Source organism: Klebsiella sp. WOUb02, from assembly GCF_050058015.1.
Taxonomy (GTDB): Bacteria; Pseudomonadota; Gammaproteobacteria; order Enterobacterales; family Enterobacteriaceae; genus Klebsiella.
On sequence record NZ_CP170110.1, the window covers coordinates 3,533,759 to 3,559,458 of the forward strand.

General features: G+C 58.4%; 20 protein-coding genes and 5 pseudogenes. 9 read left to right on the forward strand and 16 right to left on the reverse strand.

Features of this window, described 5'->3' with window-relative positions; all coding sequences use genetic code 11:
- Window positions 1-216 precede the first annotated feature (216 nt).
- Window positions 217-1,171, forward strand: a pseudogene (gene metR / locus ABOC21_RS24085) (HTH-type transcriptional regulator MetR).
- On the opposite strand, the gene ABOC21_RS24090 reads toward metR, so the two are convergent.
- From ABOC21_RS24090 to pldB, 3 genes are all read right to left on the reverse strand, one after another.
- Entirely contained in the window at window positions 1,059-1,958 is a 900-nt protein-coding gene (locus tag ABOC21_RS24090) for a carboxylate/amino acid/amine transporter (RefSeq protein WP_426813538.1), read from the reverse strand. The pseudogene metR and the gene ABOC21_RS24090 overlap by 113 nt on opposite strands.
- An 88-nt stretch (window positions 1,959-2,046) precedes the next feature.
- The gene (yigL, locus tag ABOC21_RS24095) at window positions 2,047-2,847 is read right to left on the reverse strand and encodes a sugar/pyridoxal phosphate phosphatase YigL (protein ID WP_426813539.1); all 801 of its coding nucleotides are present in this window, start codon (window positions 2,845-2,847) and stop codon (window positions 2,047-2,049) included.
- 67 nt (window positions 2,848-2,914) lie between these two features.
- Entirely contained in the window at window positions 2,915-3,907 is a 993-nt protein-coding gene (gene pldB, locus ABOC21_RS24100) for a lysophospholipase L2 (RefSeq protein ID WP_426813540.1), read from the reverse strand.
- Window positions 3,908-4,016: 109 nt separating this feature from the next.
- Between pldB and rhtB the strand changes: the two genes are divergently transcribed.
- Complete coding sequence (rhtB, locus tag ABOC21_RS24105; protein ID WP_426813541.1) at window positions 4,017-4,637, forward strand: homoserine/homoserine lactone efflux protein; 621 nt, start codon at window positions 4,017-4,019, stop codon at window positions 4,635-4,637.
- A 43-nt stretch (window positions 4,638-4,680) separates the two neighbouring features.
- On the opposite strand, the gene rhtC is transcribed toward rhtB, so the two are convergent.
- The 3 genes and pseudogenes from rhtC to pldA all read right to left on the reverse strand — a co-directional run bounded on the left by rhtC (window position 4,681) and on the right by pldA (window position 8,230).
- On the reverse strand, window positions 4,681-5,301 hold the full coding sequence (gene rhtC, locus ABOC21_RS24110) for a threonine export protein RhtC (RefSeq protein ID WP_045853598.1): 621 nt from the start codon (window positions 5,299-5,301) through the stop codon (window positions 4,681-4,683).
- A 160-nt stretch (window positions 5,302-5,461) separates the two neighbouring features.
- Window positions 5,462-7,289, reverse strand: a pseudogene (gene recQ, locus ABOC21_RS24115) (ATP-dependent DNA helicase RecQ).
- A gap of 68 nt (window positions 7,290-7,357) precedes the next feature.
- On the reverse strand, window positions 7,358-8,230 hold the full coding sequence (pldA, locus tag ABOC21_RS24120; RefSeq protein WP_426813542.1) for a phospholipase A: 873 nt from the start codon (window positions 8,228-8,230) through the stop codon (window positions 7,358-7,360).
- 156 nt (window positions 8,231-8,386) lie between these two features.
- Between pldA and yigI the strand changes: the two genes are divergently transcribed.
- Window positions 8,387-8,851: an acyl-CoA thioesterase YigI gene (gene yigI, locus ABOC21_RS24125; protein ID WP_426813543.1), complete on the forward strand. Its 465-nt coding sequence runs from the start codon at window positions 8,387-8,389 to the stop codon at window positions 8,849-8,851.
- A 49-nt stretch (window positions 8,852-8,900) separates the two neighbouring features.
- A complete protein-coding gene (gene rarD / locus ABOC21_RS24130; RefSeq protein WP_426813544.1) occupies window positions 8,901-9,794 on the forward strand; it encodes an EamA family transporter RarD in 894 nt (297 codons plus the stop codon).
- Between the two features lie 44 nt (window positions 9,795-9,838).
- Here the strand turns inward: rarD and ABOC21_RS24135 are convergent.
- The 9 genes and pseudogenes from ABOC21_RS24135 to lptM all read right to left on the reverse strand — a co-directional run bounded on the left by ABOC21_RS24135 (window position 9,839) and on the right by lptM (window position 17,917).
- Window positions 9,839-10,742: pseudogene (locus tag ABOC21_RS24135) on the reverse strand (endonuclease/exonuclease/phosphatase family protein).
- A 216-nt stretch (window positions 10,743-10,958) separates the two neighbouring features.
- Complete coding sequence (gene corA, locus ABOC21_RS24140; RefSeq protein WP_045853711.1) at window positions 10,959-11,909, reverse strand: magnesium/cobalt transporter CorA; 951 nt, start codon at window positions 11,907-11,909, stop codon at window positions 10,959-10,961.
- Window positions 11,910-12,057: 148 nt separating this feature from the next.
- Window positions 12,058-12,114: a YsgD/CorL family protein gene (gene ysgD, locus ABOC21_RS24145; RefSeq protein ID WP_350028775.1), complete on the reverse strand. Its 57-nt coding sequence runs from the start codon at window positions 12,112-12,114 to the stop codon at window positions 12,058-12,060.
- A gap of 148 nt (window positions 12,115-12,262) precedes the next feature.
- Window positions 12,263-14,425: a DNA helicase II gene (uvrD, locus tag ABOC21_RS24150; protein ID WP_426813545.1), complete on the reverse strand. Its 2,163-nt coding sequence runs from the start codon at window positions 14,423-14,425 to the stop codon at window positions 12,263-12,265.
- Between the two features lie 78 nt (window positions 14,426-14,503).
- On the reverse strand, window positions 14,504-15,220 hold the full coding sequence (yigB, locus tag ABOC21_RS24155) for a 5-amino-6-(5-phospho-D-ribitylamino)uracil phosphatase YigB (protein WP_426813546.1): 717 nt from the start codon (window positions 15,218-15,220) through the stop codon (window positions 14,504-14,506).
- Window positions 15,220-16,123, reverse strand: a pseudogene (xerC, locus tag ABOC21_RS24160) (tyrosine recombinase XerC). The gene yigB and the pseudogene xerC overlap by 1 nt, the downstream one beginning before the upstream one ends.
- Window positions 16,120-16,828, reverse strand: a pseudogene (locus tag ABOC21_RS24165) (DUF484 domain-containing protein). Before ABOC21_RS24165 ends, xerC begins: the two co-directional pseudogenes overlap by 4 nt.
- Window positions 16,825-17,649: a diaminopimelate epimerase gene (gene dapF, locus ABOC21_RS24170; protein ID WP_045853712.1), complete on the reverse strand. Its 825-nt coding sequence runs from the start codon at window positions 17,647-17,649 to the stop codon at window positions 16,825-16,827. The pseudogene ABOC21_RS24165 and the gene dapF overlap by 4 nt, the downstream one beginning before the upstream one ends.
- A 64-nt stretch (window positions 17,650-17,713) precedes the next feature.
- Window positions 17,714-17,917, reverse strand: coding sequence for an LPS translocon maturation chaperone LptM (gene lptM, locus ABOC21_RS24175; protein WP_045853606.1), 204 nt, complete (start codon window positions 17,915-17,917; stop codon window positions 17,714-17,716).
- A gap of 138 nt (window positions 17,918-18,055) precedes the next feature.
- Here lptM and cyaY point away from each other — a divergent pair, with 138 nt between their 5' ends.
- Window positions 18,056-18,376, forward strand: coding sequence for an iron donor protein CyaY (cyaY, locus tag ABOC21_RS24180; protein ID WP_426813547.1), 321 nt, complete (start codon window positions 18,056-18,058; stop codon window positions 18,374-18,376).
- Window positions 18,377-18,460: 84 nt separating this feature from the next.
- Here cyaY and cyaA read toward each other — a convergent pair whose 3' ends face one another.
- Window positions 18,461-21,013: a class I adenylate cyclase gene (cyaA, locus tag ABOC21_RS24185; RefSeq protein ID WP_426813548.1), complete on the reverse strand. Its 2,553-nt coding sequence runs from the start codon at window positions 21,011-21,013 to the stop codon at window positions 18,461-18,463.
- Window positions 21,014-21,361: 348 nt separating this feature from the next.
- Here cyaA and hemC point away from each other — a divergent pair, with 348 nt between their 5' ends.
- From hemC to hemY, 4 genes are read left to right on the forward strand one after another with little or no spacing between them, the layout of a single operon-like run.
- Window positions 21,362-22,303 (forward strand): hydroxymethylbilane synthase, encoded by a 942-nt coding sequence (hemC, locus tag ABOC21_RS24190; protein WP_426813549.1) that lies wholly within the window; start codon window positions 21,362-21,364, stop codon window positions 22,301-22,303.
- A complete protein-coding gene (hemD, locus tag ABOC21_RS24195; RefSeq protein WP_426813550.1) occupies window positions 22,300-23,040 on the forward strand; it encodes a uroporphyrinogen-III synthase in 741 nt (246 codons plus the stop codon). Before hemC ends, hemD begins: the two co-directional genes overlap by 4 nt.
- Window positions 23,041-23,061: 21 nt before the next feature.
- Window positions 23,062-24,243: a uroporphyrinogen-III C-methyltransferase gene (hemX, locus tag ABOC21_RS24200; RefSeq protein WP_426813551.1), complete on the forward strand. Its 1,182-nt coding sequence runs from the start codon at window positions 23,062-23,064 to the stop codon at window positions 24,241-24,243.
- A 3-nt stretch (window positions 24,244-24,246) separates the two neighbouring features.
- Window positions 24,247-25,443, forward strand: coding sequence for a protoheme IX biogenesis protein HemY (gene hemY / locus ABOC21_RS24205; protein WP_426813552.1), 1,197 nt, complete (start codon window positions 24,247-24,249; stop codon window positions 25,441-25,443).
- Window positions 25,444-25,700 lie beyond the last annotated feature (257 nt).

Here is a 25,700-nt window from a genome sequence, read left to right on the forward strand (position 1 = left end):
GTGCAAATCCTAAGGATTTTAAATTCAGAGAAGGCGGCAAACTTGCTCATCCCCGGGAGCTTACTGAAGTAAGTGACTGGGGTGAGGAAGTGCGGCCAACGCACCATAAATTCGAAAGATAAAGGATTTAGACGTCCAGATGTTTACACATCCATAATTGGCGGTTACTGTATATTCCTCAAGCGCAAATTATTCATGCCGAAGTGAAGGACTTTCATGATCGAAATTAAACACCTGAAAACGCTGCTGGCGTTGCGGAATAGCGGTTCGCTGGCGGGCGCGGCAGCGGCCCTGCACCAGACCCAATCCGCCCTGTCCCACCAGTTCAGCGATCTGGAACAGCGCCTTGGCTTCCGTCTGTTTGTGCGTAAAAGTCAGCCCTTGCGCTTCACCGCCCAAGGGGAGATTTTGCTGCAGTTAGCAAACCAGGTGCTGCCGCAAATCACCCGCGCCCTGCAGGACTGTAACGAGCCGCAGCAAACCCGGCTGCGTATCGCCATTGAGTGCCATAGCTGCATCCAGTGGCTGACGCCGGCGCTGGAGAGCTTCCGCGCCAGCTGGCCGCACGTTGAGGTTGATTTCCAGTCCGGGGTAACCTTTGACCCGCAGCCCGCGCTGCAGCAGGGCGAGCTGGACCTGGTGATGACTTCCGATATTCTGCCGCGCAGCGGGCTGCACTATTCACCGATGTTTGATTTTGAAGTGCGTCTGGTGCTGGCGCCGGATCATCCGCTGGCCTTGAAAACGCGGATTGCGCCGGAGGATCTGGCCGCGGAGCTGCTGCTGATTTACCCGGTGCAACGCAGCCGCCTGGATATCTGGCGCCACTTCCTGCAGCCGGCGGGCATCAGCCCGCAGTCTGAAGAGCGTCGATAATACGCTGCTGTTAATTCAGATGGTTGCCGCGCGCATGGGCATCGCGGCGCTGCCGCACTGGGTAGTGGAGAATTTTGAACGCCAGGGTCTGGTGGTGACCAAAACCCTGGGAGAGGGCCTGTGGAGCCGGCTGTACGCCGCCGTGCGCGACGGCGAGCAGCGTCAGCCGATTACCGAAGCGTTTATTCGCTCAGCGCGGAACCACGCCTGCGATCATCTGCCGTTCGTCCGGAGTGCGGAGCGACCCAGCGGCGATGGACCCACAGCGAGGCCAGGATCACCAGAGCCCCGATAATAAAGCTCGGCCAGTGGGGCTGCTCCTGCCAGATGGCAAGATTAACCAGCAGCCCGGCTGGAACATGGACGTTATTCATGATGCCCAGCGTTCCGGCATCCACCTGCGTCGCCCCGTAGTTCCACATAAAGTAGCCCAACCCTGACGCCGCCACGCCGAGCCATACCAGGATGCCCCACTGGAGGGTGGTCGTCGGCAGCCGCTGCGGGTTGCCCAGCATCAGCCAGGCCGCAGCCGCCACCAGCAGCGCTCCCATATAGAACCACGCGAAAGCGTTGTGCTGGGGCATCGGCCGCAGCTCCATCAGGCGTTTGTAGCCCACCATGCCGATGGCAAAGCAGATATTCGCCAGCTGCACCAGCAGCAGCCCGGTCCAGAAGTGATCGCTCACCTTGTCGTAGCGGATAATGGCCGCCCCCAGCACCGCCAGTCCGGCGCTAAGCAGATAGCCCCAGCGCAGCTTGCGCCCGCTGATCAGGTCATAAATCAGGGTGATATAGAGCGGCGTAAATACCGTGAACAGCAGAAATTCGGAGACCGTCAGGTAGAGGTAGGCGCGGAACGACAGCAGATACATAATGCCAAGCTGCATGGCTCCTACCAGCATATACAGCACGATAGTCCGCGGCGACTGCCCGCGGGTGCGCAAAAACGGCAGGAACACCAGCGCCGCCAGCCCAACGCGCATCAGAGCCGAAAAGTAGCTGTCAACGCTGCCCGCCAGGTATTCGCCGATCAGGCTAAAGGAGAAGGCCCACAGGATGGTGGTAATAATTAGTAGCGCCACAATGAATGTCTCTCAGGAGGAAGAGCACTCATTGTAGCGAAGAGTCAGGTTGACAACTGGATAATAAATCGCCAGTCGTCAATCTTTATCAGGAGAGATAGAGCCTGCGCAGATAGTGCGGCACCGCGTCGTCGGCGTTGCTGCCAATCACCTCCAGCTCGGGGTGAAGATCTTTCAGGCGCTGGTGCGCGTTCAGCATAATGCAGCCTTTGCCCGCCATCGACAGCATCTCCGCATCGTTCATGCCGTCACCAAAGGCGATACAATCCTTCAGGCTATAGCCCAGCATTTTGGCCACCGCTTCGAGGGCATGACCTTTCGATACGCCGCCCGCCATCACTTCCAGACAGGTTAGCGTTGAGAAGCTGACGTTCACGCGATCGCCCCAGCGGGCGTTGATCGCCTGCTCCAGCGGCAGCAGATGCTGGTGATCGTCACAGGTGAAAAACACCTTGCTGATCCCCTGAGAATCAAGCTCGCCGGCCTCGTAGAGCTTGTAGTTAAACACCGCCTCTTTGAAGAAGCGCATCTCTTCCGGGCGGTGGCGGTTCATGTACCATTCGTCGTCGCGATAGACGTTGGTGACGACCCGCGGATCGCTGCGCATCATCTCAAACAGATCGGCGGCAATATCGCGATCGAGGTTATGGGCAAATATCTGATTCCCCTCGCTATCGTGCACGCGAGCGCCGTTGGAGGTGATCATGTAGGACTTAATGCCGAGATTATCGCGAATCTGCCCGACGTCGATGTAATGACGGCCGGTAGCAAACACAAAATTGATGCCGCGCGCGGTCAGCAGCTGCAGCGTCTCTTTCGCGTAGGGGGTTAAGTAGTGATCGGGGGAAAGCAACGTGCCATCTAAGTCAGACGCAACAACCTGGTACATAAAAATGTTAACCTCTAAGCAGGACGACGAGCGTTTTCGTCGGATTAAGAGCCTATCCCATCAGGCTCTAATTGTGTCGAGTGAAAAAATCGACAATGGCATTGAGCGCGACTGAGCGCATGGCGTCCTTTTCAAAAAGGATCTCATGGTATGCCCCTTCTATGACAAGCGGCTTATTACCTTCGCAGGGGTGGCCCGCCGCAGCGCGCAGCTCGCAGTAGCGCTCGTGCATACGGTTGTCGACCACGCGTTCTTCTTCAGCCTGCAGCAGCAGCGTGGGGGTAATATCTTTTTCTACGCCAGCCAGCGCCTCTTCGCCCGCAAGGATCCCCTCGCGCACCCAGTGATACGTTGGCCCGCCGACCCTCAGCTGGGGTTCGTCCGCATAAAAACGCAGGTTGCGCCGGTAGCGCTGACGGCTATGCGTCAGGACGTTAACCGAGAAGGGCAGCGCCCGCCAGCGGCCGGTGCCAATGGCGTACTCTTCACGAATGCGCTGATAGCCCTCAGCCCAGTCGAGAATATGGCGCACCATCCAGTCCGGAAGACGCATAACGATCCCGAACATCGGCGCGCACAGCGCGATGGCGTCACAGTGCTGGCGGTGGCGTTGCAAAAATAACGTCGCGATTGCGCCGCCCATTGAGTGAGCCAGTATAAAGCGTTTGCGCCAGTGGCCTGGGGCAACTTCCTGCTGCCAAAGCGCGGCGAGATCGTCAACATAATCGCTGAAGTTGACGACGTGCCCACGGTGGCTGTCGGTTAATATGCGCCCCGATCGCCCCTGTCCGCGGTGATCGATAATCATCACGTCAAAGCCGCTGTGGAACAGATCGTAGGCCAGCTCGGCATACTTCACGTAGCTTTCGATACGCCCCGGGCAGATGACCACCACCCGGTCGTGTTTTTTGGCGCAGAAGCGCACGAAGCGGACCGGGATGCTGTCCACGCCGGTAAATTCCGCTTCTTCCCGCTGTTGCCAGAAATCGGTCAGCGGCCCCATAGTAAAAGCCGCAAACTCGTTTTCTCGTGTGTCCCAGTCCTTTTGCTGCCCAAACATCGGGTTTACACCCCTGTTAACCGCCAGAAATCGTTTTTTTATCGTGTATCACACAAGGCTTACACAATAGCGTATTGTGGCATAAAAACAGACAATCAGGGAGTTTCTCATGACGTTCGAGTGGTGGTTCGCCTATCTGCTGACATCGATTATTCTCAGCCTGTCGCCGGGCTCAGGGGCGATTAATACCATGACCACCTCAATCAACCACGGCTACCGCGGAGCGACGGCCTCGATTGCCGGTCTGCAGACTGGCCTGGCGATTCACATCGTGCTGGTGGGGATTGGCCTGGGAACGCTGTTTTCCCGTTCGGTGCTGGCCTTTGAAGTGCTGAAATGGGCGGGCGCGGCCTATCTTATCTGGCTGGGCATTCAGCAGTGGCGGGCCGCGGGGGCCATCAACCTGACGACCCTGGCCAGGGCGCAGACCCAGGGGAAATTATACCAGCGGGCGGTTTTCGTTAATCTGACCAACCCGAAGAGCATCGTGTTCCTGGCCGCCCTGTTCCCGCAGTTTATCGTGCCGCATCAGCCCCAGGTAATGCAGTATCTGGTACTGGGCGTCACCACCATTGTGGTCGATATCATCGTGATGATTGGCTACGCCACGCTGGCGCAGCGCATTGCGGTATGGATTAAGGGGCCGAAGCAGATGACGGCGTTGAATAAGGTCTTTGGATCGCTGTTTATGCTGGTTGGCGCCCTGCTGGCTTCAGCGCGCCACGCCTGAGGTGAATAACCCGGCCAGGCGTCGCCTGCCGGGTCGTTCGGGTTTAACGTGAAATAATCAGGTGAATGCCGAATCCGGTGAACAGCGCGCCGGCGACGCCGTCAATCCACTTCGCCATGCGCTGGTAGCCGCGGCGCATGGCCGGCAGGGCAAACAGGCTGGCAACCACCGCAAACCACGCCAGCGTTTCGAGAACGATCAGCAGGAAAATACCCCAGCGCTCGCCTGCGCCGACGTTATCGCCAACGAACAGCGAGAAAACCGAGCCGAAGTAGATAATCGCCTTCGGGTTAGCCAGGTTGGTGAGCAGCCCTTTGAGGAAGCTGCGGCCGCTGCGGGCCAGCTCAACCTGCGGCTCCGCGGCGGGCGCCTCGCTTTTCTTCAGCGCGCCGCGCAGCATCTGATAGCCCATCCAGCAGAGATAGAGCCCGCCGCCGACCATAATGATGGTGTGCAGCCAGGCCATTTTTTCAATGATCAGGTGCAGGCCGAGCAGCGCCACCCCCGCCCAGACCATCACCCCGCAGGTAATCCCGAGTACGCCCATCATCGCCTCTTTGCGCGAGCGGCTGACGGCGGTTTGCGAAACGAAGAAAAAGTCCGGGCCCGGACTCATCAGCGCGATGATATGTACCAGCGCGACGGTAAGGAAAAGCATCAGCATAGTTAACCCACTGGAATTAAGTGATCAAGATCCGCCAGGGTGACAAATGAGGACATTCCCGGGCGCGGAAAACAGCCGGCGACGAGGGTAAGTGAGCGCAGTCAACGCACAGCAGCTTGAAGGATGAAGAGGGTATCCTGACACCTTTTCGCCCGCCTGACTACTCCTCTTCGCCATCAATATGCGCGCGGATCAGCGCCATAAACTCTTTGCCGAAGCGCTCCAGTTTTCGCGTACCGACGCCGTTGACGCTGAGCATCTCGCCGGCGGTGAGCGGCGATTGCTCGGCCATCTCGATCAGCGTCGCATCGTTAAAGACCACGTAGGGCGGGATATTCTCTTCGTCGGCAATGGCTTTACGTAGCTTGCGCAGCTTGGCAAACAGCTTGCGATCGTAATTGCCGCCGAATGATTTTTGCATCGCTTTCGGCTTCAGCGCCACGATGCGCGGCACGGCCAGCTGCAGCGGGACCTCGCCGCGCAGTACCGGGCGAGCGGCTTCGGTGAGCTGCAGCGCCGAATGCTGGGCGATATTCTGCGTCACCAGACCGAGGTGAATCAGTTGGCGAATCACGCTCACCCAGTGCTCGTGGCTCTGATCGCGACCAATACCGTAAACCGGCAGCTTATCGTGGGCCATATCGCGAATACGCTGGTTATTGGCGCCGCGCAGAACCTCCACCACGTAGCCCATCCCGAACCGCTGGTTGACGCGATAAATCGTCGACAGCGCCTTACGCGCATCCATTAAGGCGTCGTACTGCTTCGGCGGGTCGAGGCAGATATCGCAGTTGCCGCACGGCTCCTGGCGCCCTTCGCCAAAATAGTTCAGCAGCACCAGGCGGCGGCAGGTCTGCGCCTCGGCAAAAGCGCCCATGGCGTTCAGCTTATGGCGCTCAATGTCCTGCAGCGGCCCGGCGGGCTTCTCCTCAAGGCAGCGGCGCAGCCACGCCATATCGGCCGGATCGTAAAACAGCATCGCCTCCGCGGGCAGGCCATCGCGCCCGGCGCGGCCGGTTTCCTGATAGTAGGACTCAATGTTGCGGGGAATATCAAAGTGCACCACAAAGCGGACGTTCGGCTTATTGATGCCCATCCCGAAGGCCACCGTCGCCACCACGATTTGTAAATCGTCGCGCTGGAACTTCTCCTGCACCTCGGCGCGAACCTCATGCTCCAGCCCGGCGTGGTAAGCCGCCGCACTGACGCCGCGGCTTTGCAGACGAGCGGCGGTATCTTCGACTTTCGATCGGCTGTTACAGTAAATAATGCCTGACTTGCCCCGCTGGTCCTGCACATAGCGCATCAGCTGATCCAGAGGCTTAAACTTTTCCATCAGCATATAGCGGATGTTGGGGCGATCGAAGCTGCTGACCTGAATCAGCGGGTCGTTCAGACCCAGCAGGCGCACGATATCGCGACGGGTGGTGTCATCGGCGGTGGCGGTCAGCGCCATAAACGGGATTTGCGGCATCCGCTGACGCAGCCTGCCCCAGCGCGGCGTATTCCGGACGGAAATCATGCCCCCACTGGGAAATACAGTGCGCCTCGTCCACCGCCAGCATCGATAAATTCCAGTGGCTGAGATGCTCAAGGAAATTATCCAGCATCAGGCGTTCAGGGGCGATATAGAGCAGGCGAATCTGTCCGCTGCGGCAGCCGGCCATTACCTCCTGCTGCTGCTCGCGGCTCTGGGTTGAGTTCAGGCAGGCCGCCGATACGCCGTTCGCCAACAGCTGATCGACCTGATCTTTCATCAGCGAGATCAGCGGTGACACCACCACCGTCAGGCCATTCAGCACCAGCGCCGGTACCTGATAGCACAGCGATTTGCCGCCGCCGGTTGGCATCACCACCAGGCAATCGCGCCTTTCCAGCGCGGTGTCGATAATGGTTTCCTGACCCGGGCGGAACTGCTGGTAGCCGAAGGTTTCCTGTAAAACCTGCTTTGCCAGCAATGTGTGATTCAATACTTCCGCCTGTGCCACGTTGACCCCGTCTGCCTGAAAAGAAAAACAGGCGCTATTTTCAGCGCCCGTGAGCCAGAGTGCAACGATTAAAACAGATCGTTGAGCGTCACGCCGACGCCGACGCGCGTCTGGTTAAAGTTATAGTCGATAAGCGACTCGCCGTAGCCGCTGTAGACCTGGGTATAAAAACGCACGTGGCGGGTAATCGGATAGCTGACGCCAACCTCTGCGCCGCCGTAGCCGGTATTCCAGTTATATTGCCCCTGCGCGCTGAGTATCGCATCGCCTAGCTGATAGCCAACTTTCAGCCGGTAGTAGCCCATATATTTGGTGATGTCCGGATTATCATTGGTGCTGCCGATCACGTACCAGGGCTTCACCTCCACCAGCCAGCTGCCGTTCTGCGCCATCAGGCGGGTATAGAGGCGATTCCAGCTGCGGGAGGTGGGATCGGAACGGCCGTTGGAGTCGTGGTTATAGCCTACCTCAATATCGCGCAGCGTCCAGCCGGCAAGCCGATAATCCGTCGCAAAACCGAGGAACAGCTGCGGTTCATAGTTCGTTTCGCGAAACGGCGCCGACTCCTTGCTGTTTGACAGCTGCCACCAGGATTTCTGCGTATAGGAGGCGCCGAGCAGCGAATTATCGCCGAGGATCCCTCGCCACAGCGGGAAGGCCAGGCTGAGCTGGAATTTCACCTCATCCTTGCGGGCATTTTCGGCCCAGTCGTAGCTGGAGATCGCTTCCTTGTTGATATCGCTGCTCCACGTATAGAGCAGGTAGTTGCTCTCATAGGGATAGAGCAGGAAAGGGTTATCATGATCCTGCAGCAGGTTAGCGATAATGCTGCCGCGCACCGCCGGCGTATCGTGAACCTGATGTGCAACCGGCGCGTCCTGCGCCCAAACGCCGGCCGGAAGCGCAGCCAGCGCCAGCAGCCAGGCCAAAGAGATACGCATTACTGTTCTCCTGAAAGAGTGATTTTTAATTCTATTTTACCCGGACCTCATTTTACCTGTTTATAAAATCCCTGCGCGGTTATCCGTTCCGAAAGTGGAAATCAATATCTTAGAAGCATAAAATCAACATCTCATTAACGAACGGATACGCCTGCTATGTCTGAACTCACTTCCGAAGCCGCCCTAAAGCTGGTGGGAGAAATTTTTGTCAACCATATGCCGTTTAACCGCGCCTTAGGCCTGAAGCTCGAGTGTTACGAAAAAGAGTTCGCCCAGTTGAGCTTTAAAAACCAGCCGATGATGGTCGGCAACTGGGCGCAAAGCATTCTGCACGGCGGGGTGATCGCCTCGGCGCTGGACGTTGCCGCCGGCCTGGTGTGCGTGGGTAGTACGCTGACCCGCCACGGCACCATCAACGAGGAAGAGCTGCGCCAGCGCCTGTCGCGGATGGGCACCATCGATCTGCGCGTCGACTATCTGCGGCCGGGCCGCGGGGAGCACTTCACCGCCACCAGCAGCCTGCTGCGCGCCGGCAATAAAGTGGCGGTCGCCCGCGTAGAATTACATAACGAAGATCAGGTTTATATTGCCAGCGCCACGGCGACCTATATGGTGGGTTGAGCGGCATAAATCGAGTAACATCGCTGTTTTGGCGTAACGGATTTTACCGATGGATGCAAAACAAACGCGGGCTGGCGTTATTCTGGCGCTTGCCGCCTATTTTATCTGGGGTATTGCCCCCGCATATTTCAAGCTTATCTACTACGTTCCCGCTGATGAAATTTTGACCCACCGCGTGATCTGGTCCTTCTTCTTTATGCTGGCGCTCATCAGCTTTAGCCGCCAGTGGCCGCAGGTTAAAAAGCTGCTGCAGACGCCGAAAAAGGTGTTCCTGCTGGCGCTATCGGCGGTGCTGATTGGCGGCAACTGGCTGCTCTTCATCTGGTCGGTGAATAACCACCATATGCTGGAGGCCAGCCTGGGCTACTTTATTAACCCGCTGGTCAATATTGTGCTGGGGATGATTTTCCTCGGCGAGCGCTTTCGCCGCCTGCAGTGGCTGGCGGTGCTGCTGGCCCTCTGCGGAGTGCTGGTGCAGCTATGGACCTTTGGCTCGCTGCCGATCATTGGCCTCGGGCTGGCGTTTAGCTTTGCCTTCTACGGGCTGGTGCGCAAGAAGATTGCCGTCGATGCCCAAACCGGGATGCTGTTTGAAACCCTGTGGCTCTTGCCGGTCGCCGCCCTTTACCTGTTCGGGATTGCCGACAGCCCCACCAGCCATATGGGACAAAACCCGTGGTCGCTGAACCTGCTGCTGATTGCTGCCGGCGTCGTTACCACCATCCCGCTGCTGTGCTTTACCGGGGCGGCCACCCGCCTGCGCCTCTCGACGCTGGGCTTTTTCCAGTATATTGGCCCGACGCTGATGTTCCTGCTGGCGGTGCTGTTTTACGGGGAAGTGCCGGGGACGGATAAGATGGTGACCTTCGCCTTTATCTGGGTGGCGCTGGCGGTGTTTATCGCCGACGCCCTGCACACCCAGCGTCGACTCCGTCGCGCATAGCGTTCACGTCTGCCTCCCATCCGCGGAAGCAGGCGCGTTATCGTTTACTGCTCGGTGAGCTCCAGCTCGGCAATCAGAGGAAGATGTTCGCTGGCGGATGACCAGGCAAAGGCCGGTGAGTTATGCGGCACCTCGATTTTCTTCACATTCCATTTTTGCCCTTTGAAGGTAAAAATATGGTCAATATCTATTGCCGGGTTAACCGCAGGCCAGGTGCGGTAATCCGTCCCCTGCTTCGCCACGGGGTTAAAGAAATACCCCACCTCTTTTAACGGCTGCTCATCGTGCGTGGAGTTAAAATCACCCGCGAGGATTTTGATCGATGAGGCAATATCTTTAAAGTCCGACGGGGCATCGCCGATGCTCACATCCAGCAGATGGCGAACCTGCGCCACGCGCATCGTCGGATCCTTCTGCCAGTCGAGATGGGTCACCATCACCAGCACCGGGCTGTCAAAGCCGGGAACGGCGATTTGCGCCAGCAGCGCAATTCGCTGCTCGGCATCCCCCGACGGCAGCTTAATCACCTGCGTGTGCTCAATTTTATATCTGGACAGAATACCGAGACCATACTCACCGCCGTCGAAATCCAGCGCTTTGCCGAAGGCATAGTGATAGTGGTTGGCGTCCGCAATGGTTTTTAGCTGATCGATTTTCTGGCTTCTGGCGGTTTTATTATCGACTTCCGGAACCGCAATAATATCGGCGCCAATGTTCTTAATCGCTAAATTGAGCGCAGTAAAATCCGCCACGTTATCGGAAGCTTCATTCTTGCCGATGTTATAGGTCGCAATCTTCAGGCTGAGGATAATTCTCGGCATAGACTTTATCCGCAACGCCGCCTTTTTGGACCGCAAGAATCTCATTACCAGCAAGTTTTTCAACAGCTTGTGCATTTACAGAGAGGCAGGCAAGGGCCAGGAAGGTTAGTGTAAAGATACTTTTCATTATGAAATTTCACCTTTTTTTAGCGGGAATATTGCGATGGTAACAATTACCCCTCAGCTGTTATGTGATATATGGCCCACACTTTTGATGCGAAGAGAATTAAGTCAGCCACGATAGGCAACATCTATTTCCGCTAGCCAGCGCGGCTGGCCGGCAATAAGGCGAAAAAAAACCGGCCACCTGATAGGACGGCCGGTTTTGATATAATTATTTGTTTTAAAGCCAGTTTTTACGCTTAAAGTAGAGATATGGCGCCAGGCCGGCGAGCATCATAAAGACGATCGCTCCCGGATAGCCAAAGCTCCAGTGCAGCTCAGGCATAAACTCAAAGTTCATCCCGTAGCTGGAAGCCACCAGGGTCGGCGGCAGGAAGACCACCGAGACCACCGAGAAGATCTTGATGATGCGGTTCTGCTCGATGTTGATAAAGCCCATCGCCGCCTGCATCAGGAAGTTCACCTTCTGGAAGAGGGATTCGTTATGCGGCAGCAGGGATTCGATATCCCGCAGGATCTCCCGCGCCTGCTCCAGCTGGCCCGCCGGCAGGCGCGCCTTACGCACGAGGAAGTTCAGCGCCCGCTGGGTATCCATCAGGCACAGGCGCACCTTCCAGCCGATATCCTCCTGTTCCGCCAGGGTAGAGAGCGCGTCATCGTACTCGTCGCCCTGGCGGCCTTCCATAATCACCCGGCTCAGCTTTTCCAGGTCGCTGTAGATATTTTCAATTTCGTCCGCCAGCTGTTCGATTTTAGTTTCAAACAGATCGAGCAGCAGCTCATAGGCATTACCATCAACCATTGCCTGACTGCGCGCGCGCATGCGGTAGAGGCGAAACGCAGGCAGCTCACGCTCACGCAGGGTAAACAGGCGCCCCTCGCGGATGGTAAACGCCACCGTGGAGTTGCCGGCGTGATCCTCTGCATCTTCAAAGAAGAAAAATGAGTGAATGTGTAAACCGTCTTCATCTTCGAAGAAACGCGCCGACGCTTCGATATCTTCCAGCTCTGGACGGGTTGCCAGGTTCTGGCCCAGTTCCGTCTGCACGCGGCTACGTTCTTCATCGTCAGGCTCGACCAGATCGACCCACACCGAGCTGGCAAGGTGCTTGATCTCGTCGGCTTCGAGGCGCGTCAGACGATTATTTTCCAGTTGAAATGCGCTCAGCATGACCGGGACTCCCAATGCAAAAAAATTATCGGACAGTTCGGTGGGCACACAGAAACAAAAGGGGTTTCAGACCATTAAGCCTGACTCAGAGCGACGGGTACGACGGGTCGCTGACAACCGCTAAGGCTATCAGCATAAGAGGATAGCCTTAGGAGTTGTTCCTGACGGACAGGAAGTTGAGCCAGCATCTACTGGGTGTGTCCAAGGCGAATGTCCTCTTAGCGTAATCGTGCGCGCATGTTACGCCAGCGCAAAAACGGCGTCAACACGCAACGGAACGCTAAAGAGCAAATCCTGCCCTTTAGCATATAAGGCTAGCAGATTATTACAAAAAAACGATACTTTTCTTACTGTTACACGGTTTCCAGCCGCGCATAGGCCGCCACCAGCCATTTGATGCCCTGCCCCTGGAAAGCCACCTGCAGGCGGCTATGCTCGCCGCTGCCTTCCAGATTGACGATGGTGCCTTCGCCGAACTTCGGATGGCGCACGCGCTGGCCCAATTTGTAGCCGGTATCGTTTTCCGCCATCGGCGTACCCATCCGCTGATGGCTAACCGGACGGCTCACCGTTGCGCGCAGACGCACCTCTTCCACGCACGCCTCAGGCAGCTCGCCGATAAAGCGCGACGGGCGATGATAAACCTCTTTGCCGTACAGTCGACGGGTTTCGGCGTAGGTCATCGTGAGCTTCTGCATCGCACGGGTCACGCCAACGTAGGCGAGGCGGCGCTCCTCCTCCAGGCGTCCGCCCTCGTCGAGCGCCATCTGGCTCGGGAACATCCCCTCCTCCACGCCGACGATAAACACCTGTGGGAATTCCAGGCCTTTCGCCGAGTGTAGGGTCATCAGCTGGACCGCATCCTGCCAGGTATCCGCCTGCCCTTCGCCCGCCTCCAGCGCGGCATGAGAAAGGAACGCCTGTAGCGGCATTAAGTCCTCATCTTCATCGTTGTAGCTGAACTGGCGCGTTGCCGTAACCAGCTCTTCTAAGTTCTCGATACGCGTCTGGCCTTTTTCGCCCTTCTCCTGCTCGTACATAATGCGCAGGCCGGAATCTTTAATCACCCGATCGGTCTGGACATGCAGCGGCATATCCGCCGTCTCCTGCGCCAGAGCGTCAATCAGCTCCATAAAGCGCTGCAGGGCGCTGGCGGCGCGGCCGGCGAGGACTTTATCTTTCAGCAGCTCACGGCACGCCTGCCATAGCGTCAGCTGGCGATCGCGCGACGTTTGACGCACCACGTCCAGGGTACGATCGCCGATGCCGCGGGTCGGCGTATTGACCACGCGCTCAAACGCCGCGTCATCGTTGCGATTGGCAATCAGGCGCAGGTAAGAGAGCGCGTCTTTAATTTCCTGACGTTCGAAGAAGCGCATGCCGCCGTAAATACGGTACGGCATGCTGGCCTGCAGCAGCGCCTCTTCCATCACGCGCGACTGGGCGTTGCTGCGGTAGAGGATGGCGCACTGCTCCAGCGCCCCGCCGTTTTCCTGCCAGGTTTTGATTCGGTTAACCACGAAACGCGCTTCGTCGAGATCGTTAAAAGCGCAGTACAGAGAGATCGGCTCGCCGTCGGCGCCGTCGGTCCACAGCTTCTTACCCAGACGCCCGCTGTTATTTTCAATCAGGGCGTTGGCGGCGCTTAGGATATTGTTGGTTGAGCGGTAGTTCTGCTCCAGGCGAATGGTCTGCGCCCCGGGGAAATCGCTCAGGAAACGCTGGATATTCTCAACCTGCGCGCCGCGCCAGCCGTAGATCGACTGGTCATCATCGCCGACGATCATCACCTTGCCGCTATCGCCCGCCAGCAGGCGGACCCAGGCATATTGAATATTGTTGGTATCCTGGAATTCATCGACGAGGATATTGGTAAAGCGTTCGCGGTAGTGCTGAAGAATATGCGGTTTGTTGAGCCACAGCTCGTGCGCGCGCAGCAGCAGTTCGGCAAAATCCACCAGCCCAGCGCGATCGCAGGCTTCCTGGTAGGCCTGATAGACCTTCTGCCAGGTCTGCTCCACCGGATTACCGTAGCTCTGGATATGATGCGGGCGCAGCCCCTCATCTTTTTGGCTGTTGATGTACCACATCGCCTGACGCGGCGGCCACTGCTTCTCGTCGAGGTTCATCGCTTTGATCAGACGTTTCAGCAGGCGCAGCTGATCTTCGCTATCGAGGATCTGGAAATCCTGCGGCAGCCCGGCATCAAGATGGTGGGCGCGCAGCAAACGATGCGCCAGGCCGTGGAAGGTGCCTACCCACATGCCGCCCTGGGTGGTGCCCATCAGCTGGCCGATACGATGGCGCATTTCCGCCGCCGCTTTATTGGTAAAGGTCACCGCCATAATGGAGAACGGCGAACAGTTCTCTACGCTTATCAGCCAGGCAATGCGATGCACCAGTACGCGGGTCTTACCGCTGCCCGCTCCAGCCAGAACCAGCATATTGGTGCGCGAGGCCGCGACGGCTTCACGCTGTTTATCATTAAGGCTGTCGAGCAGGTAAGAAACGTCCATTGGCACCGCCGGAAATAAGCCGCCCGGCAGCGCTTCGCCGACCGGGCATACTGTTAATATATACAGAAGTAATGGTGATTATATCAGCGAGGTCAGAGATGCCAACCGCGAAATTTCAATGTGCGGCAGCAGGCGGCTGTCGGCGGCGCGCATCAGATCGGCGCCCTGCGGCTTGATCCAGCAGGCCTGCATGCCGCAGCGGATCGCGCCCGCCACATCGGTGGTCAGGTCGTCGCCGACGTGCAGTATCTGACCCAGCGGCAGCTCAAGCCGTTTCGCCGCCAGATGATACATATCGGCAAAAGGTTTCGATCGCCCGTCCGGCCCGGCGCGCAGGACAAAACGGAAATAGCCGCTCAGGCCGAACAGCTCCGGCTGCGCATTGCCGTTGGTCACCGCCACCAGCGGCCACTTTTTCGCCAGCGCCGCCAGGGTATCGTGGGTTTCCTGCGGCACATCGATCGCGCTGCGCCAGCGGGCGAAGTTTTCCATCGCCGCATCGGCGCCGAAGGCGGCCTGCTCGGCGGTCAGCCCGGCGTTCATCATCCCCAGCGCCAGGGCGCGGCGGCGCCACTCGGTCACGTCGTGGTAAATTTCAGGCTCGGTCTCCAGCAGCGTCTGGCGCAGCTGCTGCAGCTCGCTGGCGTCGAACTGGCTTAATGACGGATGGTAGCTGCGCACGAAGGCCAGCGACTCGTGCAGCGTCCGGTCAATCACCGGGCGGTTGTCGTAAAGGGTATCGTCCAGGTCAAACGTCAGGGCTGCAATCTGGCCCAGAGGTCGGTAAAAGCGCATTATTTCCCCCGTTTGGCGCGCGGATGCGCCGCATCATACACCGAGGCAAGGTGTTGAAAATCAAGATGGGTATAGATTTGAGTGGTAGAGAGATTGGCATGGCCCAGCAGCTCCTGCACGCCGCGCAGATCGCCGCTCGATTCCAGCATATGCGTGGCGAAGGAGTGGCGCAGCTTGTGCGGATGAACGTGGCTGTTCAGCCCCTGCTTAATTCCCCATTCGGCAAAACGCTTTTGCACATTACGCGCGGAGATGCGTTTGCCGAGCTTCGATAAAAACAGCGCGTCGTCATCGGTGCCGAACAGGCCGCGTAAATCGAGCCAGTGCTCAATCCACGCCACCGCGCTGCGGCCAATCGGCAGGCGGCGCTCTTTGCTGCCTTTCCCCATCACCCACACCTCTCCCGACTCCAGGTCGAGGTGCTTAATATCGAGATTCACCAGCTCAGACAGACGCAGACCCGCGCCGTACATCACTTCCAGCATCGCCCGGTCGCGTACCGCCAGCGGATCGTTGAGATCGATATCCAGCAGCCGGTTGACGTCATCAACGTCGATATTTTTCGGTAAATGGCGCGGTATTTTAGGCGCCGAAATCCCCTTTGCCGGGTTCGCGGTCAGCTCGCCCTGCACCACCAGCCAGTCAAAAAAGCTGCGCAACGCGGAGAGGCGCAGCGCCAGGCTTGCCGGCCCCAATCCCTGTTTGCGGCTCCGCACCGCCAGGCCGCGCACCTGGGCCGCATCGCACTGCTGCCAGCTTTTTAAGCCGGCGCTTTCAGCCAGCGCAACCAGCGCATCGAGGCTGACGGCGGTAGTTCAGCAGCGTAATCGGGCTAAGCTGCCGCTCCACGCCAAGGTAGCGCAGGAAACGGGCAACGGCGGCAAACAGGGGAGAGTCGGTCATGCGCGTTCAACCCAGCGCTCCAGCAGGCCCGGCAGCATCAGGGCGATCTCTTGCAGCAGACTGCGTGCCCTGCCCCTGCTGATAGTGCTGCGCATCGCGGCTGCTGAACAGCATCACGCCGGGCGCATCATCGCCGCCCAGCAGCGACATCGCCACCGAGCCGATGGCTTTCGCTTCCGGCAGCACCACCAGCAGCTCCGGCCCGTTCAGCGGACCGAGGTAGTGACGCTCTTGCCTGAGACGCTGAATGCGCACGGGCTCAAAGGCCTGTCGGGTCAGCGCCAGGTGGGTGAACTTTGAGGGCGCGCCGAGCCGCCAGCTATCGGGGAACAGGCGCACCGTCGCCCCGGCCAGGCCCAGCTCGCGGGCCCAGCGATGAAAGCGATTGAGCATCTCATCGAGGCTGTCTGCCGCCGCCAGCCGCGTCTGCAGATGAAAGAGCCGCTGGAACAGGCTTTCGTTGGCCGTCGCCTGCTCCATCAGCAGCGTCATGTTCTCTTCCAGCACGTTGATATGATTACGCGCGCGGGCCATGTGCCACTCGACCAGCGAAACGGTACCGCGAACCGGGTGAGGAACCTGCATGTGCTCCACGAGAGCGGCATTACGAATAAAGAATTCAGGATGTTGCAACAGATAGTCCACCACCGCGCGGTCATCCAGCGCGCCGATCGTATCCTGCTGTTCTTCCCCGAGTTGTTTCATAGATGAATAAATCCGTCGTAGACGTGTGCCGCCGGGCCAGTCATAAACAACGGTTGACCCGGGCCTTTCCAGGCGATATCGAGCCGCCCGCCTGGTAATTCCACGCGCACTTCCTCGGCCAGCAGCCCCTGTTGGATACCGACCGCGACCGCCGCGCAGGCGCCGCTGCCGCAGGCCTGAGTCTCGCCCGCGCCGCGTTCATAGACGCGCAGACGAATGCGATGACGCTCGACTATCTGCATAAAACCGATGTTCGCGCGTTCCGGGAAGCGTTCGTGGCTCTCCATCACCGGGCCAAGCGTTTCCACCGCCGCGGTTTCCACATCATCGACCTGGATGACGCAGTGCGGGTTCCCCATTGAGACCACGCCGCACAATACTGTCTGTTCCGCGGCGCGCATAATATAGGTCTTTTCCGCTTTGTTCGCGCGGAACGGGACCTGGGAGGGCTCGAAGTTCGGCTCGCCCATATTCACGCGCACCAGATCGTCTTCCGTTACGCTTAATACCATACGCCCGTTCGCCGTGCTGACGCGGATATCACGTTTATTGGTCAGGCCTTTCAGACGAACGAACCGCGCAAAGCAGCGCGCGCCGTTGCCGCACTGCGACACTTCGCTGCCGTCGGCGTTAAAGATGCGGTAATGAAAATCCAGATCCGGATCGTAGGGCGGCTCGACAACCAGCAGCTGATCGAAGCCCACGCCAAGATGCCTGTCCGCCAGCCGGCGAATCAGCTCCGGAGAGAAAAAAACATTCTGTGTTACCGCGTCAACGACCATAAAGTCGTTACCCAGGCCATGCATTTTAGAAAACTGCATCATCTGTACTCTAACTAATTTGCGTTTCAGGAAGACGGCAGGCCGTGCGTCCCGGGGAGTATCGTCAGTAGTCTACCTGGGTCGGGCCACCGCTATCGCCGCGATCGTTACGATCCGGCGTCGCGCTCTGGATACCGCTATCGACCGGTTTGGTCGGCGGCGGCGCCGTTTTATCCGCCGGTGGGAAATAGAGCGGCCCCTTCAGACCACAGCCGGTGAGGCTGAAGATCGCCAGCAGAACGGCAAGCGTAGGAAAAGCGTTTTTCATTGATAGTTGCCCGTGAGTCATTCTTTCTGCTTTCTATCATCGCAGGAGAAGACGTAAAAGCAAGCGTTTAGCATCCGACTGCGCGCGCTTTTGTTTCGCGCTATACTGCCGCCATCTTCAAAAAAGCAGGGTAGAACCATGAATGACAGTGAATTCCATCGCCTGGCCGACAGCCTGTGGATGACTATCGAAGAGCGCCTGGACGAGTGGGACGGCGAGAGCGATATCGATTGTGAAATTAACGGCGGCGTGCTGACCATTAGCTTTGAAAACGGCAGCAAAATCATCATTAACCGTCAGGAACCGCTGCATCAGGTCTGGCTGGCGACCAAACAGGGCGGCTACCATTTTGACCTCAGAGGCGACGAGTGGATTTGCGATCGCAGCGGCGAAACCTTCTGGGATCTGCTGGAACAGGCGGCAACGCAGCAGGCGGGCGAAGCGGTGAGCTTCCGTTAATAACGGGCTAGCTAACCGCGCTCATCGACAGCCCCGGTACGCCTCGCGCAGCCGGGGAATACTCCGCAATATCAGAACGCGATATCAGGAGTAGTGCTGCTGGAGCATTGGCGGCACCGCGGTATCCTGGTTCATCGGGGCCGTCACGGCGCCGATAGCCTGGCTACGGAAGGGAATGACCTGATACCGGCCGTCAACGGCAACGATCTGGTAGAACTGCGGCAGGTTGAAGTTGATGAAGCTGGAACCGTAGGTGAACCGATCGTGCGATGACGAGTAGAAGCGGCTAACGTCGCGCACCAGCTCCTCTTTACTGCCCTCACAGTGATGGTAAACCTCGGCGCGGTTGCTCTCATCGAGAATATAGATATTAAACCCGCTGTCGTTATCCGCATCTTCAAAGAAGAACTGAATAATCCCTTCGCTGGCAAAACCATCCACCACCTGCGGCAGCTTAACGTGGTTAGTTTCCACCTGGACCGACAGGCCGTGCAGCTTGTTGTGCGAGATAGCGCCATAGAATTCGATGGCGTTTTCCAGCTTCTGCACCGAAACGTTAAGGCGCTCGAAGAACAGGCCCCACGTCTGTCCGGCGACGCGCAGCGCCTTGAAGCGGCCGGTATCCTGACGGGTGCTGGACAGGCGCAGCTCAATGCATTCGGAGACCATCTGCTGCACACGGGTGCGGATGAGCCCGCGCAGATGCTGGCTATAGCAGAACACTTCAACGCTATCCGGCGGCGCGGCGTCCTGGTGCATTTTACCTAAAATGGTTTTCAGCGCTTCGATCGTCGCCTGCTCGCCGTTGAAGTGCAGGGTTCGCACTTCATTCCACGAGTTGCGATACAGCAGATCCACGCTGCCTATCAGGCACTTCTGCTCTTCGCCAAAGCTAAATACATCCAGCTTGCGGAAGTCAAAATGCACCACCTGATTGCGGAACGCTGCGGTCGGATCGTATTCAAGGTTTACGATAATCGCCAGATGGCGGATTTCGCAGGGGCTATATAGCGCTTTCGGCGTAGGCGAAGGCAGACGCAAAGGGAAGTGGTGGGCAACATCGGCCACCATCTCCTGCAGCTTCGCCAGGTCGACAACGCCGTTACCCTTAATAAACAGCCGGGTGCGCGACGTCAGCAGGCCGTTAAACCACGCCCACGCCACCAGCTTGTTGAGATAGCGGTTATATTCCAGCGGCTGATGGCTAACGATCGATTCCATATCCGGCGCGCGGTTATAGACGTACCAGCCGGTGCGGTTAGCGCGGCCCGGCGGGACGTGGATAAAGGTCAGATTCGGTTCGGAGAGATCCGGCGATATCTGCGGGTTAACCAGGGTCACTTTCCCCGGCAGCGCTTCGAACGCCGCGTACAGTTTGCGGGTCAGGACGCCAATATCCTGCGGGCTGGCGGAAACGCTCAGGTTGTTGCGACGCGCGAAGCGAATCAGATTGCGGTAGCTCTGCATCATCGCATCAAGCAGTTCGTTGTGCGCTTTGCGTACTTCGTCGATCTTCCAGTTGGCCCGGTTGTCCAGCATCGCCAGACGCTTTTCATCCCAGCCCCACTCTTTCACCAGATGGCTTACCACCTCGCGACGCCAGCCCACGCAGGCGCGCTCGCGGCTCAGCTTCTCGCAAACCTTCAGGTAGAAACAGCGGCGTACCAGGTCGAGGCGCGTCTCGTCCTCGATGGCCTGCAGGTAGATCGTGACGCGTTCCAGCATCATGCAGTAGGGATCGAGACCGAAGGAGACGATCTCGCCGTCGTGCAGGCGCTGTTTAATATCTTTCGCCAGCAGGCGGTTATTTGGGTATTCCCAGGAATAGGCTTCCAGCAGCAGCGTTTTCAGCACCGCTTTGTAGGGCGAATCAATGCTTTTATACAGCTGCCACAGGCTGGCGCCGAAGTACTCTTCCGCCGACAGCGAGCTCAGGCCGCCGAGATCCAGCCATTCGTTCGGCGTCAGCACGCCCTGGGCGTAGAGGCTCATGACGTAGTCGTCATAGTGCTCTTCTTCGTCGCACGGCACCATATTCCACAGAATACGCTTGCCGGCAAGGCGCACGGCGGTGCGATAGAATTCATCCAGCAGCAGGATATGCTGCGTTGAGCCGCAGTCTTCACCGCCGAGGCTGCCGCTTTCGTTATGGCGGAAGCGGTTTTCATCGATCAGGAAGAAGCTGACCTCCACGCCCAGCGACGCCGCCCAGCTCTCCAGCAGGCTGCATTTACGCTGCAGCAGCTGACGCTCATCGGTATCGAGCCAGGCCTGGTGGCAAACCCATATATCAAGGTCGGAAGAACAGCTTTGGCCGACGGATGAGGTGCTGCCCATCGAGTAGACGCCGGTAATCGGCAGCTCGCCTTTCGGCGGCTCCTGCGTCAGCATGCCGCGGTGCAGCTCAAGCTCGTCAAGGTAGTGGCGTTGGGTTTCATCAGGCGTGTAAAGGCAAATGCCTCGGGGAACGTTACCGTCAAGGTAACCCGGCATCAACGGGTGATGATAATGTAGTAATGTCGGCAGTAGACTGTAAACCTGCTGGAAAGCGGGTCCCATAGCAGCAAGCGCGCGATCTACGCGCAGTTGGTTGATGGCATCCAGTCTCTGTTTCAGTGTCTCAATATAGAGGTACAAGACATATCGCCTGATGTTCAAAAACCCGACGTACCATAGCCAGTACCGGGTTTCAGTATTTCAACAAAAACCGTCACCATTCGTCGTCGGTGTGGTTGTGATGAACTGCTGACGGACAAATGGTTTAAAACGTGATCAATCTAACACCTTGCTGATTGACCGTAAAGAAAGATGCGCTACATACAAGTGTAGCACCGTTTACCGCGTGTAAATTCCTCTCTACGGTTCGGCAACCGATATGCGCATAAAAGGCCAATAAAGAGATGGCCGAGGTCCTGCCCCACAAAACTGACATCCATAAGACAACAATGTTAGGATGGTTTGTGGTCGACAATGACGGTAACAAGCATGTTAGACAAAGTTTTGAAAATTGCCACACGGCAAAGCCCACTTGCGCTATGGCAGGCGCATTATGTGAAAGAGCGCCTTGAGTCCTGCCATCCGCAGCTCAAGGTCGAACTGGTGCCGATGGTTACACGCGGCGACGTGCTCCTTGATACGCCCCTCGCGAAAGTGGGCGGCAAGGGCCTGTTTGTCAAAGAGTTAGAGCTTGCCATTATGGAAGGGCGCGCTGATATCGCCGTCCATTCTATGAAGGATGTTCCCGTCGAATTTCCCGAGGGATTGGGACTGGTAACAATTTGTGAACGAGAAGATCCGCGCGACGCTTTTGTCTCAAATCACTATGCCTCTATTGACGCGCTGCCTCATGGCAGCATTGTTGGCACGTCAAGTTTACGCCGCCAGTGTCAGCTGGCCGCCCGGCGCCCAGACCTGCAGATTCGCTCCCTGCGCGGTAACGTCGGTACCCGCCTGGGCAAACTTGATAGCGGTGAGTATGACGCGATTATTCTCGCCGCCGCGGGGCTGATACGCCTCGGACTGGAAGCGCGAATTCGCCAACCGTTAAGCCCTGAACAATCACTCCCCGCCGTCGGCCAGGGCGCAGTCGGCATTGAGTGCCGCCTTGACGACCAGTGGACGCAGGCGCTGCTGGCTCCGCTGAACCATACGCCAACGGCGATACGGGTCTGCGCCGAGCGGGCGATGAACACCCGCCTTGAGGGCGGCTGTCAGGTTCCTATCGGCAGCTACGCCGAGCTTATTGGCGACGAGCTGTGGCTACGCGCGCTGGTCGGTGCGCCGGACGGTTCGCTGGTGGTTCAGGGCGAACGCCGCGGACGACCGGAAGACGCCGAGCGTCTTGGCATCGCTCTGGCGGAAGAGCTGCTGGATAACGGCGCCCGGGAGATCCTGACCGCCGTTTATGCCGGAGAAGTGCCACGATGAGTATCCTGGTCACCCGTCCGCTGCCGCAAGGCGAAGAGCTGGTCAGCCGCCTGCGCGGGCTGAGACGCGTGGCCTGGAGCTTTCCACTGATTGAATTTACGCCCGGCCGCGAGCTGCACGCCCTCGGCGACCGGCTGGCCGCCCTCTCCGCGGGCGATTTATTGTTCGCACTCTCGCAGCACGCCGTGGAGTTTGCCCATGCTCGCCTGCAGCAGCAGGGCCTGCGCTGGCCGCCGGTTCCCGGCTATTTTGCCATCGGCCGCACCACCGCGCTGGCGCTGCATAAGGTCAGCGGCCAGGACATTCGCTACCCATTAGATCGGGAAATCAGCGAAGTCTTGCTACAATTACCTGAATTACAAAACATTGCTGGTAAGAAGGCCCTCCTGCTTCGCGGCAACGGCGGCCGGGAACTACTCGGCGAAACGCTCCGCGAGCGCGGCGCGGATGTCACTTTTTGCGAGTGCTATCAACGCTGTGCAAAGCATTATGATGGTGCAGAAGAAGCAATGCGCTGGCAGTCTCGCGGCGTCTCCACGCTGGTGATCACCAGCGGTGAGATGTTGCAACAGCTTTGGACGCTGATCCCGCAATGGTATCGAGAACGGTGGCTCCTCCGCTGTCGCATTTTAGTTGTCAGCGAGCGCCTGGCCCAGCAGGCACGGGAATTGGGCTGGCAGGATATCCAGGTTGCCGAAAGCGCCGACAACGATACGCTGCTACGCGCATTACAATAACTCTCAACATTGGAAGCCATAATGACGGAACAACAAAATCAATCCGCCGTGGTTGAAGAGACCAGGGAGGCCGTGGAAAAGACGCCACAGCCAGAGAAAACCGGGAAGGAAAACGGCGGGAATAAAACCAGTCTCGTTTTGAGCGCAGTCGCTATCGCGATTGCCCTCGCCGCCGGCGTGGGCCTGTACAGCGTGCACAAGCAGCAGCTATCCCGGCAGAACGCGGCCAGCTCAGCGTTAGCCGAGCAGATTGCGGCTCTGCAAAAATCGCAGGAAGGCCAAAAAACCGAACTCGAAGGCATCATCAGGCAGCAGGCTGGGCAGCTGACCGCGGCCAAAAGTCAGCAGGAGGCGCTGGCGAAGCAGCTGGAAGAAGTGCAGCAGAAAGTAGCCGTTATCTCCGGCAGCGACGCCAAAACCTGGCTGCTGGCGCAGGCGGATTTTCTGGTGAAAGTTGCCGGACGCAAGCTGTGGAGCGATCAGGACGTCACGACCGCCGCCGCGCTGCTAAAAAGCGCCGACGCCAGCCTCGCCGACATGAATGACCCCAGCCTGATTGGCGCCCGCCGCGCCATCACCGACGATATCGCCTCGCTCTCGGCGGTAAGCCAGGTCGACTACGACGGCATCATTCTCAAAGTGAATCAGCTCGCTAATCAGATAGACAACCTGCGTCTGGCGGATAATAACGACGACGACTCGCCGATGGATTCCGACAGCGAAGAGCTATCCAGCTCCATCGGCGAGTGGCGTATTAACCTGCAAAAAAGCTGGCAGAGCTTTATGGACAGCTTTATCACCATCCGCCGCCGCGACGAAACGGCGGTGCCGCTGCTGGCGCCGAACCAGGACGTCTACCTGCGCGAGAATATTCGCTCCCGTCTGCTGGTCGCCGCGCAGGCGGTGCCGCGCCACCAGGAAGAGACCTACAAGCAGGCGCTGGATAACGTGTCGACCTGGGTTCGCGCCTATTACGACACCGACGATGCCTCGACCAGGGCATTCCTTGAGGATGTCGATAAGCTGAGCCAGCAGAGCATTACCATGAACGTGCCGGATAATCTGCAGAGCCAGGCGATCCTCGAGAAGCTGATGCAGACGCGAGTACGCAACCTGATGGCCCAGCCCGCCGTCGCGCAGAGTGCGACCCCGGCACCAGCCCCAACGCCAGCCGTGCCGGCACCTGCGCCACAAGGAGAGTAACGCATGTTGAAAATTCTTTTACTCTTCGCGCTGCTGATCGCCGGGATCGTTATCGGTCCCATCATTTCCGGGCATCAGGGCTACGTGCTGATCCAAACCGATAACTACAACATTGAAACCAGCGTCACCGGCCTGGCGATCGTACTGATCCTCACGATGGTGGTGCTGTTTGCCATTGAATGGCTGCTGCGGCGTATTTTTCGCACCAGCGCGCATACCCGCGGCTGGTTCGTAGGGCGTAAACGCCGCCGCGCGCGCAAGCAAACCGAGCAGGCGCTGCTAAAACTGGCGGAGGGCGACTACCAGCAGGTTGAAAAGCTGATGGCCAAAAATGCCGATCACGCCGAGCAGCCGGTGGTTAACTATCTGCTGGCGGCGGAAGCGGCCCAGCAGCGCGGCGATGAAGCCCGCGCCAATCAGCATCTTGAGCGCGCGACGGAGCTGGCCGGAGACGATCTGATCCCGGTAGAGATTGCCCGCGTGCGCCTGCAGCTGGCGCGGAACGAAAATCATGCGGCTCGCCACGGTATTGATAAACTCCTGGAAATCACCCCTCGCCATCCTGAAGTTCTGCGCCTGGCGGAACAGGCCTACACCCGCACCGGCGCCTGGCACTCGCTGCTGGACATCATCCCGTCCATGGCAAAAGCCAACGTCGGCGATGAAGAGCATCGCGCCGCGCTGGAGCAGCAGGCGTGGATCGGCTTAATGGATAAGACGCTGGCCGATCGGGGCAGCGAAGGCCTGCGCGAATGGTGGAAAAACCAAAGCCGTAAAACGCGTGGCCAGGTCGCGCTGCAGGTGGCGATGGCGAATCTGCTCATCGAGAGCGATGACCACGATACCGCGCAGCAAATCATTATCGACGGCCTGAAAAAGCAGTATGACGACCGTCTGGTGATGCTTATCCCGCGCCTGAAGACCAATAATCCGGAACAGCTGGAAAAAGCGCTGCGCCAGCAGATCAAAGCCGTCGGCGATCGTCCGCTGCTGTGGAGTACGCTGGGGCAATCGCTGATGCGCCACGGCGAATGGCAGGAAGCCAGCATCGCGTTCCGCGCCGCGCTGAAGCAGCGCCCGGATGCGTTTGACTACGCCTGGCTGGCCGATACGCTCGACCGCCTGCACCAGCCGGAAGAGGCCGCCGCTCTGCGTCGCGATGGCCTGCTGCTAACCCTGCAGAACAATACGCCGCAGTAGCCGTCCCTGCCGCTGTCGCCTCATTGGGGGCGGCAGCGCGCTTCTCCTCGCGTCGCCTTCTTCGTTTATCCCCTGCGCTTTTCTTACCAGCCCCTGAAAGAAAAAAACGCCCGCACTGATAATCAGGGCGGGCGTTAAAACAGGTCTGTTTGACAACAAATTGGGTGCTTCACTCAACGTCGTGTCCATGGTGTTTGATGAGACCAAATATAGAATGGCGACATCTGTCAGTGGACGATAAGCACCGTAAACGGCTC